12 protein-coding genes are annotated in these 15146 nt (G+C 66.8%); 1 reads left to right on the plus strand and 11 read right to left on the minus strand.

Annotated elements, in window-relative coordinates:
- The first annotated feature begins 321 nt into the window (after nucleotides 1-321).
- The gene (locus Q1W26_RS19955) at nucleotides 322-1050 is read left to right on the plus strand and encodes a tetratricopeptide repeat protein (protein ID WP_300444054.1); all 729 of its coding nucleotides are present in this window, start codon (nucleotides 322-324) and stop codon (nucleotides 1048-1050) included.
- Nucleotides 1051-1141: 91 nt separating this feature from the next.
- On the opposite strand, the gene Q1W26_RS19960 is transcribed toward Q1W26_RS19955, so the two are convergent.
- From Q1W26_RS19960 to Q1W26_RS20010, 11 genes are all read right to left on the minus strand, one after another.
- Nucleotides 1142-1546: an H-NS family nucleoid-associated regulatory protein gene (locus Q1W26_RS19960; protein ID WP_300444060.1), complete on the minus strand. Its 405-nt coding sequence runs from the start codon at nucleotides 1544-1546 to the stop codon at nucleotides 1142-1144.
- 383 nt (nucleotides 1547-1929) lie between these two features.
- A complete protein-coding gene (gene lysS / locus Q1W26_RS19965; protein ID WP_300444063.1) occupies nucleotides 1930-3435 on the minus strand; it encodes a lysine--tRNA ligase in 1506 nt (501 codons plus the stop codon).
- A gap of 127 nt (nucleotides 3436-3562) precedes the next feature.
- Complete coding sequence (locus Q1W26_RS19970; RefSeq protein ID WP_300444075.1) at nucleotides 3563-4663, minus strand: GGDEF domain-containing protein; 1101 nt, start codon at nucleotides 4661-4663, stop codon at nucleotides 3563-3565.
- A 157-nt stretch (nucleotides 4664-4820) separates the two neighbouring features.
- Complete coding sequence (locus tag Q1W26_RS19975; RefSeq protein WP_300444081.1) at nucleotides 4821-7622, minus strand: AAA family ATPase; 2802 nt, start codon at nucleotides 7620-7622, stop codon at nucleotides 4821-4823.
- Nucleotides 7622-8329 carry a hypothetical protein gene (locus tag Q1W26_RS19980; RefSeq protein WP_300444083.1) on the minus strand — a complete coding sequence of 236 codons (708 nt, stop codon included), beginning with the start codon at nucleotides 8327-8329 and terminating at the stop codon, nucleotides 7622-7624. Before Q1W26_RS19980 ends, Q1W26_RS19975 begins: the two co-directional genes overlap by 1 nt.
- Entirely contained in the window at nucleotides 8329-9678 is a 1350-nt protein-coding gene (locus Q1W26_RS19985) for a hypothetical protein (protein WP_300444093.1), read from the minus strand. The genes Q1W26_RS19980 and Q1W26_RS19985 overlap by 1 nt, the downstream gene beginning before the upstream one ends.
- A gap of 4 nt (nucleotides 9679-9682) precedes the next feature.
- Complete coding sequence (locus tag Q1W26_RS19990; protein ID WP_300444099.1) at nucleotides 9683-10948, minus strand: hypothetical protein; 1266 nt, start codon at nucleotides 10946-10948, stop codon at nucleotides 9683-9685.
- A gap of 106 nt (nucleotides 10949-11054) precedes the next feature.
- Nucleotides 11055-12159 (minus strand): peptide chain release factor 2 gene (gene prfB / locus Q1W26_RS19995; RefSeq protein ID WP_300444102.1). Its coding sequence is split into 2 segments (ribosomal slippage): nucleotides 11055-12077 and nucleotides 12079-12159, totalling 1104 coding nucleotides; the frame shifts between segments, so codons are not numbered across the junction.
- A gap of 114 nt (nucleotides 12160-12273) precedes the next feature.
- On the minus strand, nucleotides 12274-12849 hold the full coding sequence (locus Q1W26_RS20000; protein WP_300444117.1) for a hypothetical protein: 576 nt from the start codon (nucleotides 12847-12849) through the stop codon (nucleotides 12274-12276).
- Nucleotides 12850-12932: 83 nt separating this feature from the next.
- Nucleotides 12933-14324, minus strand: coding sequence for a pseudouridine synthase (locus tag Q1W26_RS20005; RefSeq protein WP_300444124.1), 1392 nt, complete (start codon nucleotides 14322-14324; stop codon nucleotides 12933-12935).
- Between the two features lie 11 nt (nucleotides 14325-14335).
- Nucleotides 14336-15055 carry a pseudouridine synthase gene (locus tag Q1W26_RS20010; protein WP_300444127.1) on the minus strand — a complete coding sequence of 240 codons (720 nt, stop codon included), beginning with the start codon at nucleotides 15053-15055 and terminating at the stop codon, nucleotides 14336-14338.
- Nucleotides 15056-15146: the final 91 nt, after the last annotated feature.

The following is a 15146-nucleotide window of genomic DNA, read 5'->3' on the forward strand; positions in this document are numbered from 1 at the left end:
CTGATCGGCGAAACGGCACGCCGAAGGCTGTCAAGCTATAGCAGGACGGGACACACTGACCCGATTCTTCGGTAGTCGTGCGCTTGTCGATTTTTCCCTGGCTACCCGATTTCGATCTTCGTTGCGCCCTGTTGCAGTGCACTGCAGTGCAGGGCGCGCGGGCGTGTTCGGGCGGCGTGTGAGGTGTACGTCATGGTGGCGGCTCTGTCCGGTGTGTATCATTAAAATAAGGTTTGCCGTGTCGCGGTGGCAGGGCGGACGTGCAAAGACAAATGCAACCGTTATCCGGGTTTTTGCCGGGTCAAGTGGAATGATTCGACCATGCTAGGCAACAAAAAGGCACATTTTCTTCTCACCCTGTCCTTGAGCGTATTGATGAGTATTGCCGTACGTCCGGCTCAGGCCGACGAGGCGATCACTGCCGTTGAGTTTATGGTTTTGCCTGAATTCTGCCGGTCGGCGCTTGCAGGTTCATCGTATGCCGCAAGCGTCCCGTTCGAATACAGGTCGCGTCGGGGCGTGGCTGCCCCGCAGGGCGGGAACAGCACTCTTGGTGCCGGGATTCCAGGGGGGCACCACTTCTGCATGGGCATGGTGTATCTGAACAGGGCCGGTCGTGGTAACAACGGCGCCTATGCCGGGGCGGTCCAGGAGTTCACGTATTCCCAGACGCGGATGGAGATGGATTCGCCGAGTTACTCTTACGTCAACGCCAATCTGGGTCGGGCTTTGTATCGGTCAGGCAAGCGCAGCTATGCCATGAAGGTGTGGGCCGAGGCGATCAGCGTGCAGCCCCAGGGGCGTGATTCCTACCTGGCGATGGCTGAGGCGCTGCTCTCCGAGCGCCGCCCCCAGGATGCGCTCGAAGTCCTGCAGAAGTTCGATCAGGTGAAGGATGTGGAATACGCCGATGCCGAGCATTTCATGGCCCAGGCATATTTCGAGCTCAAGCGCTACGACGAGGCCAAGCTGCATCTCGATAAGGCCTATTCACTGGGCTACCCGGTTTTTGGCTTGCGGGACAAGCTCAAGCGTGTAGGCAAGTACTGAGCCGTTCAGGCTGCGGGGCCGCTCTCTCGCAGCTCAAGTGCCTCGACGGTGGCTGAATGGGCCACCCTCTTTCTCCGGGGCAGGGATCCTTTCAGCGCGTCTTGAAGCTTTCGGGGATAGGCCTCGGGGCCAGTTTTTCGGCGGCGACTTCAAGTGCGTAGAGGGTGCCGCCGGTGACCAGCCAGGCATTGACCCAGTCGGGTTTCGGGCCGACGCCGGACCAGGTCAGGGCGCGATTTGACGGATGCATGTAGCGGACAGCCTGCGCAGCGGCTTCGCGGGCCTGGCGTTCGGCTTCGGCAGCCCGGGCTGCGCGCTCGGCCTCTGCTGCGGCTTCTTTCGCTGCAGTTTCGGCCCGTTCGGCCTCGGCCGTGGCGTCCTCGACTGCCCGTCGCGCCCGCTCCTCTTCTTCCCGTTCGCGTTTGCCGATTTCGGATTTGATTTGCTCGGCGAGTGCTTCGAGCTGGGGGAGGTCGTAGGACTTCAGTTCGGTCATGGGGCGTGTGGGGTTTGGGGCGGCAGGCTGGCAGGTGGCTGCCGCGAACATATCAGGCTCTCCCGACGGCGAGGCGCCAGATTTTCGACGCTTCGTTCCGGGTGTCACGTTTCGGCCGATATTTCAGCTTGCAGGCCTGGCTCGTTCAAGGCCCGCCGACAGGTGTTTTCCGAGAGTTCGTGACGGTAGCACCATCGACCCCCGCCATGCCATATCGTGGGGCAGGAAATTTTCAGATCCGGGGTAGCCGGCTTGTGCTGCGCAAGTCCGATCCCGGGGCGTTTTCCTGCAGCGTTTTTTCTATCCGTCAGCCGATAAAAAACCCGCCGGGCCATCAGCCGGGCGGGTTCTTGATTTCATGCATCCAACCGGTGAAACGTCGCTCAGTCCGATTCCGGCCGCATCTGCGGGAAGAGAATGACGTCGCGGATGGCCGGGCTGTCGGTGAGGAGCATGACGAGGCGGTCGATGCCGATGCCGCAGCCGCCGGTCGGGGGCAGGCCGTATTCGAGCGCGCGGATATAGTCGGCGTCGTAGTACATGGCTTCTTCGTCGCCGGCCTCCTTGGCCTGGGCCTGGGCCTGGAAGCGGGCGGCCTGGTCTTCGGGGTCGTTGAGCTCGGAGAAGCCGTTGGCGATCTCGCGGCCGACGATGAAGAGTTCGAAGCGCTCGGTGATGTCCGGGTTTTCATCGGAGGCGCGGGCCAGCGGGCTGACTTCCACCGGGTAGTCGATGATGAAGGTCGGCTCCCAGGTGTCGGCTTCGGCGCAGGCTTCGAAGAGTTGCAGCTGCAGGCTGCCGAGGCCACCGGGTTTCACCTTTTCGCCGAAGTCGTGGATCTTCTGCTTGAGCCAGTCGGTGTCGGCCAACTGGGCGTCGGTGAAGCCGGGGTGGTGCTTGCGGATGGCCTGGACGATGGTCAGGCGATGGAAGGGCCTGGACAGGTCGAGTTCGCGGCCCTGGTACTGGAACACTTCGGTGCCCAGCGCCTCGCGGGCGGCGTGGCGGAGCAGGCCTTCGGTGAAGTCCATCAGCGTGCGGTAATTTGCGTACGCCTCGTAGAACTCCATCATCGTGAATTCGGGGTTGTGGCGGGGCGAGAGGCCTTCGTTACGGAAGTTGCGGTTAACTTCAAAGACCTTCTCGAAGCCGCCGACCACCAGGCGCTTGAGGTAGAGCTCCGGCGCGATGCGCAGGAACTGCTGCATGTCGAGGGCGTTGTGGTGGGTGACGAAGGGCTTGGCCGAGGCGCCGCCGGGGATGGGGTGCATCATCGGCGTTTCGACTTCGAGGAAGCCGTGGCCGGTCATGTAGTTGCGAATCGACTGTACGAGGCGGCTGCGGGCCACGAAGGTGTGGCGGGATTCCTCGCTGACGATGAGATCGACGTAGCGCTGGCGGTACTTGGTCTCGGTGTCGGTGAGGCCGTGGAACTTGTCGGGCAGCGGGCGCAGGCTCTTGGTGAGGAGGCGCAGTTCGCTGCTCTTGACCGACAGCTCGCCGGTCTTGGTGCGGAACAGGGTGCCCGTGGTGCCGACGATGTCGCCGATGTCCCAGCGCTTGAAGTCGGCGTAGGCGTCTTCACCGAGGGCGTCGCGGGTGACGTAGAGCTGGATGCGGCCGGAGAGATCCTGGATGGTGATGAAGCTGGCCTTGCCCATGACGCGCTTGAGCATGATGCGGCCGGCGACCTTCACTTCGACGGGCATCGCTTCGAGGTCTTCGGCGGTTTTCTCGCCGTAGATTTCGTCGAGTTTGCCGGCGGTGTTCTCGCGGGAGAAATCGTTCGGATACGCCTTGCCGGCGGCACGCCATTCGGCGAGCTTTTGCCGGCGTTCGGCGATCAGTTTGTTTTCGTCCTGGACGGGCGTGTTGGTCTGGTCGGACATGGTGGGCTCTTCAATCAACGGAATCGGGGCGCGGCGTGGTCGCGGCAGCATCAATGAAACGCTGCAAAGCCCTGAATTTTGACACATCCGGCGCTGAACGTCGCGGCCTGGGCGGGGCAAAGCGGCCCTACAGGAAGATTTCGTCGATATCGGACTGGATCTGGGCCTGGCCGGCCGGGGTGTTGATGCGCAGCTTGCCGCTCATGATCAGCTCGTCGAAGCCATTGACCTGGTTGCGGCCGTTGTTCTTGGAGTAATAGAGGGCTTCGTCGGCGCGGCCGAGGAGCTCGGCGGGTGAGAGGCGCGGGTCGATGCGGGCGAAGCCCAGCGAGCAGGCCACGCGGCCGACCCGCGGGAAGTCGTGTTTTTCGACATCCGAGCGAAAGCGGTTGAAGATGCTCTGGACGTGGTCTTCGGCCACGTTGCGCAGCATGACGACGAATTCTTCACCGCCAAAGCGGAACAGTTTGTCGTTGTTGCGAAAGCTCTGGCGCATCAGGTCTGCCACCCGCAGCAGCACTTCGTCGCCGAAAAGGTGGCCGAAGTTGTCGTTGATTTTCTTGAAGTGGTCGATATCGACGACGCCGAGCCAGCAGGGCTGGGTGAAGCTCTGGGCTTGCTCGCGCCTTTCCTGCGGGGCTTTGCGGGCCTGTTCGGCAAGCTCGGCGGCGGCAATCAGGCGTTCGAAGTCGTCGTCGAACGTTTTGCGGTTGAGCAGCCGGGTGAGGGTGTCGAGATTGGCGTATTCCCATTGCTGCTGCTGGTTTTCAAAGCAGCGCAGGAACAGGCAGAGGGCGTTGCAATCGGCCTCGCGGGGTTTGGTCGGGGTGTGGATCTCGAGCACCCAGCGGGCCTGGCCGAGGGCGCCGACGGAGAAGGCGAGGCGCCACATGTCCCCTTCCTGCATGAGCGCGTGGCCGAAATCGGTGTCCAGGCAATTGGCCAGCAGCGGATCCACCGGTAGCCAGGATTGTCCGTCGCAGACGTCGTCCCAGTAGGTGTCGGTGCCGTCCGACACGCAGCAGCCGAGCAGGCCGACGGTGAGATCGGGCGGGGTGAAGCGCACCGCAAAGAGCAGGCCGTAGCTGCCGTTCAGGAAGCGCATGGCGCATTCGGCTGCGGTGCGGAAAATCTCGCGCAGATCCCGCGTGCGCGACAAGCACTCTGCGCCGGCGAGGAGCTGGAGGAGGCGCTGTGACGAGAGCGAGGATGCCTGGCGTGGGGGCATGGAGATTTGTGTCAGGGTGTGTCTTCGTCCAATAACGTCAGCTCCGGAGAAATCTGAAGTTTCCGTGGCGCCCCGCCGGGTCGGGTTTGAGCCGTGCTTCAGGGGGCTCCGGACCGGCCAGGGGCGTCAGAAAGCCGGATGTGCCCCCGGCTTCCAATCACAAGGCCCGCTGGATCAGCCCGATCGGCGGGGCCCAGTCGTCGCCGGGTTTTTTCTTGCGTGTGACGAGGGTGAGCTGGGCCGGGGCGAAGACGTTGGCGTTGTGGGTGACCGGCGTGGTGATGAGGTACTGGGCGCGGGTTGCGCGCAGGAAGGTGCCGACGCGGTCGATGTTGGCGATGTCGAGGTGGGCGAAGGGTTCGTCGATGAAGACGAAGCCGCCGGGACGCGCCTCGTCCATCAGGAGGGCGATGAGCAGGATCAGGGATTTCATGACCTGCTGGCCGCCCGATGCTTCGCCGTCGTTGAGGCCGACGGCGCCCTTGCGGTCGAAGTCGAAGCGCACCTCGAGCCCTGCGGCGGACAGCAGGCGGTCGTCGTTTTCGAGCAGAGGCACCGGGCAATCCACGTCCACGTTGGCCAGATCGCCTAGGGCGCGCAGGTTTTTGCCGTACTGGCGCACGGTGGCGCGCAGCTTGGCGATGTAGGCGGCGCGGGCGTCGGAGGTGAGGCGGCGGGTTGTGGCGAAGTAGGCTTCGCGCTCGGCGTAGTCGCGCTCGCGCAGGCCGAGGTCGGCCTTGAGGCGGCCGGCCAGCGTGAGCACGGTGTCGTCGGTGATCCAGTCGCCCTCGGCGAGGCGCGAGCGCAGGCGTTCGAGTTCGGCGCGGGCGCCGCGGGCATCGCCGTATCGGTCGGCAAGGAGGGCGTTCTGCTGCGGGTCGCGCCAGTCGGCGGGCATGCCGCGGCGCAGCTTGCGCAGCCTCAGGATGCGCCGGGCCTGCTCGCTGCGGCGCGGGGCGGCCTCAAGGGCGAGTTCGCTGACGCGGCGGGCGAGGCCGGCAATGTCGCGTTTGCGGCGGTCGAGTTCGATATCGATGCCGCGCAGGCGCTGGTCCACGGCTTCCACCTGGCGTTTGGCTTCGGTGCGGGCGGCGATGGCGGCGGTGAGGCGGGCGCGGGCAGCGGGCAGCGCAGCGTCGGCGCGCTCGAATTCATCCGCGCGGGCGGCCAGCAGCTGGGCGGCTTCGATGCCGTGCAGGCGGGCGCGCAGGGCGTCGGCTTCTTCCTTGGTGGCGTCGAGTTCGGGGCGCAGCTTTTGCAGGCGGGCGTCGATGCTGTGCATGTCGGCCTCGCATTGCTTGAGGCGGGCACTGCGGGCCAGTTCGCCAAAATGGAAGTCGGTGGGTTTGCCCAGGTGGCGGGCGCCGCGGCGTTCGCGGTGGTAGCCGTCCGGGGTGATCCACTCGGTTTCGCGCGGCAGGCGGCGGGCGGCGTCGGTGTCGGTAACGCGCTGGATGCGGCCCAGCAGGTCGGCGAGCCAGCGGGGCACGTCGCCGGCAAAGCGGATGACTTCGGCCAGCGAGCCGCGGGTGGCCGGCGGGGCGGTTTCGAGTTCGGGCACCAGGAAGTGGCGGAAGCGTTCCTGCTCGCCCAGCGCCCAGGCGGCGTGGCGATCCTGTTCGCGTTCGAGCAGCAACACGTGGCGGTAGGGGCGCAGCACGGCTTCGACCGCGCCCTGCCAGGCCGGGTCGGTGACTTCGACGATTTCGGCCAGCGCGCGGTGGCCGATGCCGGCTTCGGCCAGGCGGGCGCGGAAGCGGCTGACTTCCGGGTCGCCCGGCGGGCCGCGATGGTCACGGGTGGTGCGAAACAGGGCGGTTTTTTCTTCGAAGGCGGCGATGGCCTCGCGCTCCTGGCGCTGCAGGTGGAGCAGGCGGGCGTCGGCCCTGGCGTAGGCGGCTTCAAGGTCGACGGCGCCGTCACCGGCTTCGCGGGCCAGGCGCGCGCGCAGGGTGGCGCGTTCGGCGAGCAGCCTGTCGGCGTCGCGCACCTCGTCGTGGGCGGCGAGGTGGGCTTTTTCGGCTTCGAGTTCCGCGCTGCGGGCGGCCTTGCGTTCGGCCTCGGCGGCGGCTTTTTCGGCTTCTACACCCGCGCTGCGGGCCCGTTGCGCGGTGACTTCGTCTTCGCCCTTCTGGCGCTCGAGGCGGCTGCGGGCGATGTCGTCGCGGGACAGGCGGATGTCGCGGACGAGTTCGGCGACTTCGAGGCGCGGCACGATTTCGCTGGCCAGCGCGATGGCTTCGTCGTCGAGCTGCTTCCATTCGAGGAAGCGGTCGGCCTCGAGGCGCTTGGTTTCGGCCTGAGCGCGCAGGCGGTCGAGGTCGAGGCCGAGGGCGGCGAGTTCGCGTTCGGCGTTGTTCTGTTCTTCGCGGGCGGCGGCGTAGTTGTCGAGCACTTCCTTGTCGCCGAAGACGTCGAAGACGAGTTCGAGCAGGGCCTTGGGCGAGTATTCGCACAGCTTGTCGGTGTCGCCCTGTTCGAGCGCCAGCACCTTGGCGATGGCCGGGGTGAGGCCGCCCCAGGCGAGGCGGCTCTGGTAATCCCGGTAGCCCACCCATTCGACGACCTTGTCGGCGTTGGCTTCCAGGGTTTCGATGGAGATGTCGCCGTCGGCGATGGCGTAGTCGCGGGTCCAGTCGCCGCCGGCGCGGCGGATGCGGCAGGCGAGGGTGACTTCATCCTTCAGGCACGGAAAGAAGGGCCGCTTGCCGGTGCTGCCGGGCTTGTTGGCGACCACCGCGCGAATCCACGCAAAGCTGCGGTTGGCGCGGCGCACGTAGCGGCGGAAGTCGCGCTTGCCCGAGCAGCGCAGGCCGAAAAGGGTGCGCAGGGCGTCGAGCAGGGTGGTCTTGCCGGAGCCGTTGGGGCCGACGATGGTGATGATCTGGGCGTCCAGGGGCAGGTTGAAGCGGCGCCAGTAATCCCAGTGGACCAGTTCGAGTTGCTTGATGTGGAACATCAGTCGTTTTCCTCTGCGTCGTCGTCCGCGTTTTCAGGCTCGGGCGGCGTGAATGCGTCGCGGCTGGGGGGCGGGTGGCCTGACTGGGCGAGCACCTCGCCGAGGGTGCCGTAGATGATGCGGTCGGCGAGCAGGCGGTAGTCGAGCAGCACGTCGAGCAGCGGGCCTTCGAAGATCAGGCCGCCACGGCGTTCGATGAAGCCGAGCTGCGCCAGACGCGACAGCAGCTTGCCCTGCACGTAGGTTTTATGGCCGAGCACGTGGGCGAAGTCGGCGAGCAGCGAGGCCTCCGACAGGCTGCCGGCAACCGCCTCGCCGTGGGCTAGCGGGGTGTCCTTGCCGAACAGGTCGTTCTGGCCGTCGTCGGCGAGTTTTTGACGATTGACCTGGCGTTCGCGCTTGGGCAGCACGATCAGCGCCCAGATGATGACGAGCAGCGCGATCTGGTCACGGGTCAGGCCGATGTTGCTGGCGGCGTATTCGCGGGTGGCGCCGAACACCGGCTCGTGCATGTCGTCGGCAAGGGCGACGGCGACGTGGGCGGCGTAGGGGTTGTCGATGAGCTGCAGGCCGACGTTGGCGAGGCGGGCGTCGAGCTCGACGCGAAAGGCTTCGTCCACCAGCGCGCGGCGCACCAGCGGGTCGGTGCGCGGCAGGCTGCGGCTGGCCAGCAGGCGGGCGGTGAGGGTCCGGATCTGGTGTTCCATCAGGCTTCGTCGGGAAGGGATGCTGTTTCGGTGGAGTCGAGCTGCGGCACGGTTTCGGGCGCCGGCAGGCTGCCGTGGGCGCCCACCAGGCCGGCAGACATGGTGGCGATTTCGTCTTCGTTCACCTTGACGGTGGCGGCCTCGAAGCGCACCTCAAGGGGGAGGCGCATGAAGTCGCCGATGGGGCCGTCGGCCGGCGTGGCGCCGCCTTCGCCACCGCCGTCGGCCAGGAGCGCGAGCAGCGACAGCCGGTAGCTGGCGGCCGGAAAACCGCCACCGGCCACCAGCCGGGCGAGGCTGGCGGGCTCGCAGCCGGGTTCGGCAAGGCGCCCGAGGCGCTGGCTGAAGTGTTGCAGCAGGCGCAGGTCTTCCTGCTCGGCCTGTTTGCTGCCAGGGGCTTCTTCTGCGGGCGGCAGCGCCGTGTCGGATTCGATCTGGCGGGCTTCTTCGGACAGGGTGAGTTCGGCCCGGTCGAGGAGTTCGTGGCCGCCGGCCAGCAGCGTGAGTTCGGGAGCCGGGGCCAGGGCGCCCATGGCCAGTTCGACCAGCCGGCGGGCATCCAGCCCGCGCAGCCAGCCGGCCACGTCACTGGAAGAGATGCCGGAGCCGCCTAGGGTGACGCGTTGGGCCTCGATCTTGTTCACGGCGCGCTGGAAGGCGGCGTCGGCCCGGGCCAGCCGCGACTGGGCCAGGCCGATACGCTGGGCCACGCGGGCGAGATCGAAGGGAACGTCCGGATCGGCCAGTAGTTCGAGCAGGATCTCGGTGCCCTTTTCGATCCAGCGGATGTTGGCCGAGAGGCGCCGGCGGGCGTCGGCGATGCGGAATTCCGAGCCGGACGCGATGGCGTCCTCGAAGTGCCAGGCGAGGTCGTTGAGCTTGCCGAGCAGGTGGCCGAGGGCTTCGGGCGTTACGCTGCCAACCGCCTGCAGGCCGGCCAGCTGGGCGGTGAGAAATCCGAGTTCGAGGTCGTCTTCGGTGCTGAAGCTGACCAGCATGCCGATGGCCGCCACGGCGTTGCGGCCCAGGTTGGAGAGCGCGTAGCGGTTGTCGTCGCCGATTTCGAGCAGGCCGTTGCCGCGCAGGCGGCGCAGCACGGTTTCAAGCTTGACCGGATCGAGGAAGGCAAAGCGCTGGCGCAGTTGCTCGGGGCCCCAGCGCGGGGCGTCGGTTTCGCGGCCGATTTCGCGCAGCACCAGGAGGCGCATCAGCACTTCGGCCTCGCTGCCATGAAACAGTGTGCTGAAGGCGGCCAGTAGCGGCCGGGCCTGGAGCAGCGGGGCCAGTTCGGGCACGTCGTCGGCGGCAACGCCGGGGGCGAGCAGTTCGTCGAGGCGGACTTCGGTCATGGTGTCAGCGGAACAGGGCCAGGGCCTTGATGCGACGGTCGATTTCGTCGCTCATCTGGCGGTAGGCCGGCGCATCGGTGCTGCCGAAGCGCTGGTGGAATTCGCTGGCCATCATCGCTTCGGGCAGGCCGTCGATGGGCGGCAGCAGGGTGCTGCCCTCAATGCCCGCTTTGATGGCGGCGGCCAGGCGCTCGGGGTTGTGCACGGCCAGTTCGCCCAGGCGCGTGCCGGCGCGGTCGGCGGCGAGATCGACGAAAGAGAAGCCGCTGCCGTGCCGGGAGTCGCTCACTTCTTTGTCGAGGCCGACCACGTTGGCCAGCGATTCACCCCCCCAGGCGGCGATGGCGGCCGAAATGGCGAAGTGCTGGGCGAGGTCGCCACGCCCCCGCAGGCTGAGCGCCAGCGGAAGCGGCCGGGGCCAGCGGGCGGCCTCGGGGATCACAAGGGCGATGTTGTGGCCGGAAAGGTGGAGCGCTGTGACCAGCAGCGCGTCGCGGTAGGCGTCGCTGCGCCGGGATGCGCCGGCCTGGTCGCCGGCCGCCTGCAGCAGCGGGCCGAGCACGTCGGCGAGGTCGGCCTTGCGGCGGGTTCTGGCGATCGGGTTGATGCTGTCCACCAGCAAGCGGTGGGCGGCGGCAAGGCGTTCGCGCTGGGCGGGCGTAACGGCCAGGGTGCGCACCGAGTCTAGAAGTTCGGGCTGCCAGACGTAGGTGAGCTTCGCGGCCTCGGGCGTGATGGCCACCTTGGCTACGGTCTTCTTGAGCAGTTCGAGTTCTGGGGCGAGGCCGGTGTAACGCATGCCTTCTACCAGCAGCACTTCGAAGAGCGCAGCCGGCAGCGGAATGCGGCCGATGCGTACCTGCTCGACTTCCAGGCGCTGCTTGCTCACACCCAGCCGGGCCCGGACGTTGATGAAGCGGCCGGGCCCGATGTCGGCAAAGAGGGCCGGCAGCGCGGCGGTGTAGCCGATGTCGGCGCCGTCCTGGCGCAGGGTGAGCGCTGCGTTGCCCTTTATGCCGCGGCGGGCGGCAAAGTTGAGCAGGGCTTCGAGGTCCGGGCCGCTGAGGCGGATGTCACGGGTGCTGCCGGGGGCCATTCTGCGTGGATCGTTCTGGCGCAGGATGGCCTTCGCCCGGCTGATGGAGGCTGCCGACAGTTCGTCCGTGGCGGTGACCAGGGGCCGCATTTCGAGGGCCTGGATGCACAGCAGGATCAGGGCTGCCAGCGCCAGCACGAAGCCGGTCGTCAGCCAGGCAAGGAGACGGAGCATTGGGGAGCTGCGGTGAGGGGGCGCTGGCCGTGCCAGCTCTTTGCCCGTTCAGGAGTGCGGGTTGGCCGGGGGCGTCGGGCGCGCAGCCCCTCACCCCCGACCGATTTCAGACGCCCTGCTTGAGGCTGGCCTGGATGAAGCCGTCCAGGTCGCCGTCGAGTACGCCTTGGGTGTTGCCGACTTCATAGCTGGTGCGCAGATCCTTGATGCGGCTCTGGTCGAGCACGTAGCTGCGAATCTGATGGCCCCAGCCGATGTCGCTCTTGGAGTCTTCCAGCTTCTGCTGCTCGCTCTGGCGCTTGCGCAGTTCGAGTTCGTACAGCCGGGCACGCAGCATGGACCAGGCTTCGTCCTTGTTGCGGTGCTGGGAACGGTCGTTCTGGCACTGCACGACGATGCCCGATGGAACGTGTGTGAGACGCACCGCGGAGTCGGTCTTGTTGATGTGCTGACCGCCGGCGCCGGATGCGCGATAGGTATCGGTGCGCACATCCGCGGGGTTGATGTCGATCTCGATGGAGTCGTCCACTTCCGGGTACACGAACACCGAACAGAAGCTGGTGTGGCGCCGGGCATTGGAGTCGAAGGGGCTCTTGCGGACGAGGCGGTGGATGCCGGTCTCGGTGCGCAGGAAGCCGTAGGCGTATTCGCCGCCGACCTTGATGGTGGCGCTCTTGATGCCGGCCACTTCGCCTTCGGATTCTTCGAGCAGCTCGACCTGGAAGCCCTTGCGTTCGGCGTAGCGCAGATACATGCGCTCGAGCATGCCGGCCCAGTCCTGGGCCTCGGTGCCGCCGGCGCCGGACTGGATTTCGATGAAGCAGGCGTTGCCGTCCATCGGGTTGTTGAACATGCGGCGGAATTCAAGTTCGGCCACGCGGCCTTCGAGGGCAGCGGTGTCGGCTTCGACGGCCTGCATGGTGTCTTCGTCGTCTTCCGTCGAGGCAAGCTCGAACAGATCCTTGCAGTCGGCCAGGCCCTGGTCGATTTCCTGCAGGTTCACAACGACGCCTTCGAGGGTCTTCTTTTCCTTGCCGAGTTCCTGGGCGTGGGCCGCGTCGTTCCAGATATCGGGGTCTTCGAGTTGCTTGCTGACTTCGATCAGCTTTTCAGCCTTGGTATCGTAGTCAAAGATACCTCCGAAGTTCTTGCTCCCGAGCCTTCAGGTCGGTGAGCTTGTTGGAGATGGCGTTAATGCGTTCTGCTTCCATGATCAAGGCCCTGGCTAATGCGGGAAAACCGAGCATTATACCCAGAGCTGCAGCGGGCAAAGAATTCATCGAGCGGCGCTTTTGCCGATCGATGAAGCCCGGCGGTGAGCTGGATCAGGGTTGGCCGGCCTCTGCCTTGCAGGCCTTGAACCTTGTGCGGCAGCGGTTGGCGCACAGGAACTCGCTGTTGTAGTCGCCCTGGGGGCAGGTGGACAGGCAACGGGTGTTGCTCTTGATGCAGTCGGTGATGGAGGCGGCGCTGCCGATTACGCGCATGGGGTCGCGTTTTTCCTCGTCGCGCTCGGGCTCCTTGCGCAGGAGCCGGAAGGTGCCGCGCGATGCGGCGTCGCGGCGGCCGGGCTGGGAGTACTTGCCCTCGAAAATGCCGGGCCGGCAGGTGCCGGTCAGGCGCAGGGCCGCGCCCCCGTGGAAGGCAACCTGGACATCGCATTTTTCGCCGCTCATCTCGCCGCTGCGAACCGGCGCGACGCCGTAAAACGGCGCGCCGGCCTTGACGCGGCCAACCAGCACGCCCTGCAGGTCGCGCAGTTCGACGGTGACGGAGATGGGGCCGGCGAAGTCGTCGGGCAGCAGCAGGCCTTCGTAGTATTTGTCTTCGGAGGCGAAGGCGCTGCCGAAGGCCAGCAGGAAAACGAAGCCGAGGCAGCGCAGCGCGGACAGGAGGTTCATGGGCAGTGGCAGCAGTCTGAACGCGCGGATGCGCGGGTTGGGGCGGCGGGGGCGGTCAATGGCACCCCCGCGCGGCCAGACTCTCAGAATAACTCGTTTGCGGCCAGATACCGCCACTGGCCGGGCGGCAGATTGCCCAGCATGACACGGCCGATGCGCACGCGCTTTAGGCCGACGACCTTGAGGCCGACGAGATCGCACATGCGGCGGATCTGGCGCTTCTTGCCTTCCCGCAGCACGAAGCGCAGCTGATCCTCGTTGAGCCAGCTGACCTTGGCCGGGCGCAGGGCTTCGCCGTCGAGGGACAGGCCGTGGTTGAGCAGCTTGAGGCCTTCGGCATCGACCGTGCCTTCGACGCGCACGTGGTATTCCTTCTCGATCTTGGAGTCGTCACCGATCAGGGCGCGGGCGATGCGTCCGTCCTGGGTGAAGACCAGCAGGCCGACGGAGTCGATGTCGAGCCGCCCGGCCGGCGCGAGGCCCCGGTGGTGGGTGCGCAGGTAGCGGGTTTCGGAGGGGTCTTCGACCCAGCGGTTTTCGGGCTTGAGCAGCACGCTGGCGGGCTCGTAGCCATCCTCGGCCTGGCCGGAAACGTAGCCGACCGGCTTGTTGAGGATGAAGGTGACGCGCTGGTCCTGGATGGTCTGGCCACGGCGATCGAGTTCGACGACCTGCCCCGGTTTGACCCGCGAGCCGAGTTCGCTGACCACGTGGCCATCGACGCGGACCCAGCCCTTTTCGATGTATTCGTCGGCTTCACGGCGGGAGCACAGGCCCAGTTCGGTCATGCGCTTGGAGAGGCGGATCGAGCCGTCGTCGCGCAGGGGCGAGGCGGTCGGTGCGGGTCGCGCTTCGCCGGTCCATTGCTTGCGCTCGTGACGCGGCGGACGGGCCTCGGCATCGGGACGCGCGGGACGGTCGCCGTAGGGCCGCGCCGGGCGGTCGCCATCGGGACGTGCGGGGCGGTCGCCGAACGGACGCGCCGGACGATCGCCCGAGGGGCGGGCGGGACGATCGTCGCCGGAACGGGGCGGGCGATCACCGTAGGGCCGCGCCGGGCGGTCGCCATCGGGACGTGTGGGACGGTCGCCGAACGGACGCGCCGGACGATCACCGGAGGGGCGGGCAGGACGATCATCGCCGGAGCGGGGCGTGCGATCACCATAGGGCCGCGCCGGGCGGTCGCCATCGGGGCGTGCCGGGCGGTCACCGAACGGACGTGCCGGGCGATCACCCTCCGGGCGCGGGGGTCGGTCGTCGCGGGCGCGGCGTTCCGGTTCGGCGTTGGCTTGTTCCGGGAAGGAGGCCTTGCCGCGCTTGCGGTTCGGTGTGCCATCGGCGGGCTTGCGCCATTCGCGGTCGGGCTTGGCCGTGCTGGCGGGGACCGGTTCTGCCGGTGCGGTGGTGCGCGGCTTGATGCTGAGGGTGCCGGACTTGGTCGGCAGGGGCGGGCGGCGGCGGGGCGTATCGGTCATGAATGGCCCTTTCAGGCAGCGGGGTACAGTTGTTGGAGGTCGGCCTCTTCGAGGTAGATCCATTCGCCTTCGGCCAGGCTGGCGAGCGGGCCTTCACCAAGGGTGAGGCCACCGAAGCCGTTGCGGTGGAGCTTCTCCACGTGGTTGCCGGCGGCGGCGACCATGCGTTTGACGACGTGGTATTTGCCCAGGTCGATGCTCATTTCAAGGCTTCGTTCGGCCAGCAGGCGGGCGGTGAGGGCAGGCACCGGCAGGGGCTCGTCGATCAGGTCGACGCCGGCCAGGAGGCGCTCGATCAGTTCGTCCGTGCCATCTTCGGCCAGCTCGGCACGGTACACCTTGGGGATGTGCTTCTTGGGGGACGACAGATTGTGGATGAAGGCGCCGTCGTCGGAAAACAGCAGCAGGCCGGTGGTGTCCAGATCGAGCCGCCCGACGCTTTGCACATTGCGCTCGACCAGCTGGTGCGGCAGCAGGGAATACACGGTGCGGTGGTGCTTGGGCTCGTGGGAGCACTCGTAGCCGGCGGGCTTGTAGAGGGCGACGTAGGTTTTTTCGCGGTAGGTCCAGGCTTCGCCTTCGACTTCATAGACGAGGCCGGCGGTGGCGATTTCGGCGCCGGGGTTGTCGATGACTTCGCCGCCGATGCGGACTTCACCGAGTTCGACCAGCTGCCGGCACTGGCGCCGGCTGCCGAAACCCTGGTTCTGGAGAATGCGTTCGAGTTTCACGGGGGAGAGCGGATTGCTTGGATAACCCGCTATTGTCCTCGCCAAACAGGGGGGAGGGCAACCCGGGGCGAGCGGTCCCCGTGATTCGTGC

Source organism: Zoogloea sp., assembly GCF_030157465.1.
GTDB lineage: Bacteria > Pseudomonadota > Gammaproteobacteria > Burkholderiales > Rhodocyclaceae > Zoogloea.

Coding starts and splice junctions, on each gene's coding strand:
- Q1W26_RS19990 (WP_300444099.1), bottom strand. CDS start 10,948: ATGCTCCGTCTCCTTGCCTGGCTGACGACCGGCTTCGTGCTGGCGCTG.
- Q1W26_RS19955 (WP_300444054.1), top strand. CDS start 322: ATGCTAGGCAACAAAAAGGCACATTTTCTTCTCACCCTGTCCTTGAGC.
- Q1W26_RS19960 (WP_300444060.1), bottom strand. CDS start 1,546: ATGACCGAACTGAAGTCCTACGACCTCCCCCAGCTCGAAGCACTCGCC.
- Q1W26_RS19975 (WP_300444081.1), bottom strand. CDS start 7,622: ATGTTCCACATCAAGCAACTCGAACTGGTCCACTGGGATTACTGGCGC.
- Q1W26_RS20000 (WP_300444117.1), bottom strand. CDS start 12,849: ATGAACCTCCTGTCCGCGCTGCGCTGCCTCGGCTTCGTTTTCCTGCTG.
- lysS (WP_300444063.1), bottom strand. CDS start 3,435: ATGTCCGACCAGACCAACACGCCCGTCCAGGACGAAAACAAACTGATC.
- Q1W26_RS19970 (WP_300444075.1), bottom strand. CDS start 4,663: ATGCCCCCACGCCAGGCATCCTCGCTCTCGTCACAGCGCCTCCTCCAG.
- Q1W26_RS20005 (WP_300444124.1), bottom strand. CDS start 14,324: ATGACCGATACGCCCCGCCGCCGCCCGCCCCTGCCGACCAAGTCCGGC.
- Q1W26_RS19985 (WP_300444093.1), bottom strand. CDS start 9,678: ATGACCGAAGTCCGCCTCGACGAACTGCTCGCCCCCGGCGTTGCCGCC.
- Q1W26_RS19980 (WP_300444083.1), bottom strand. CDS start 8,329: ATGGAACACCAGATCCGGACCCTCACCGCCCGCCTGCTGGCCAGCCGC.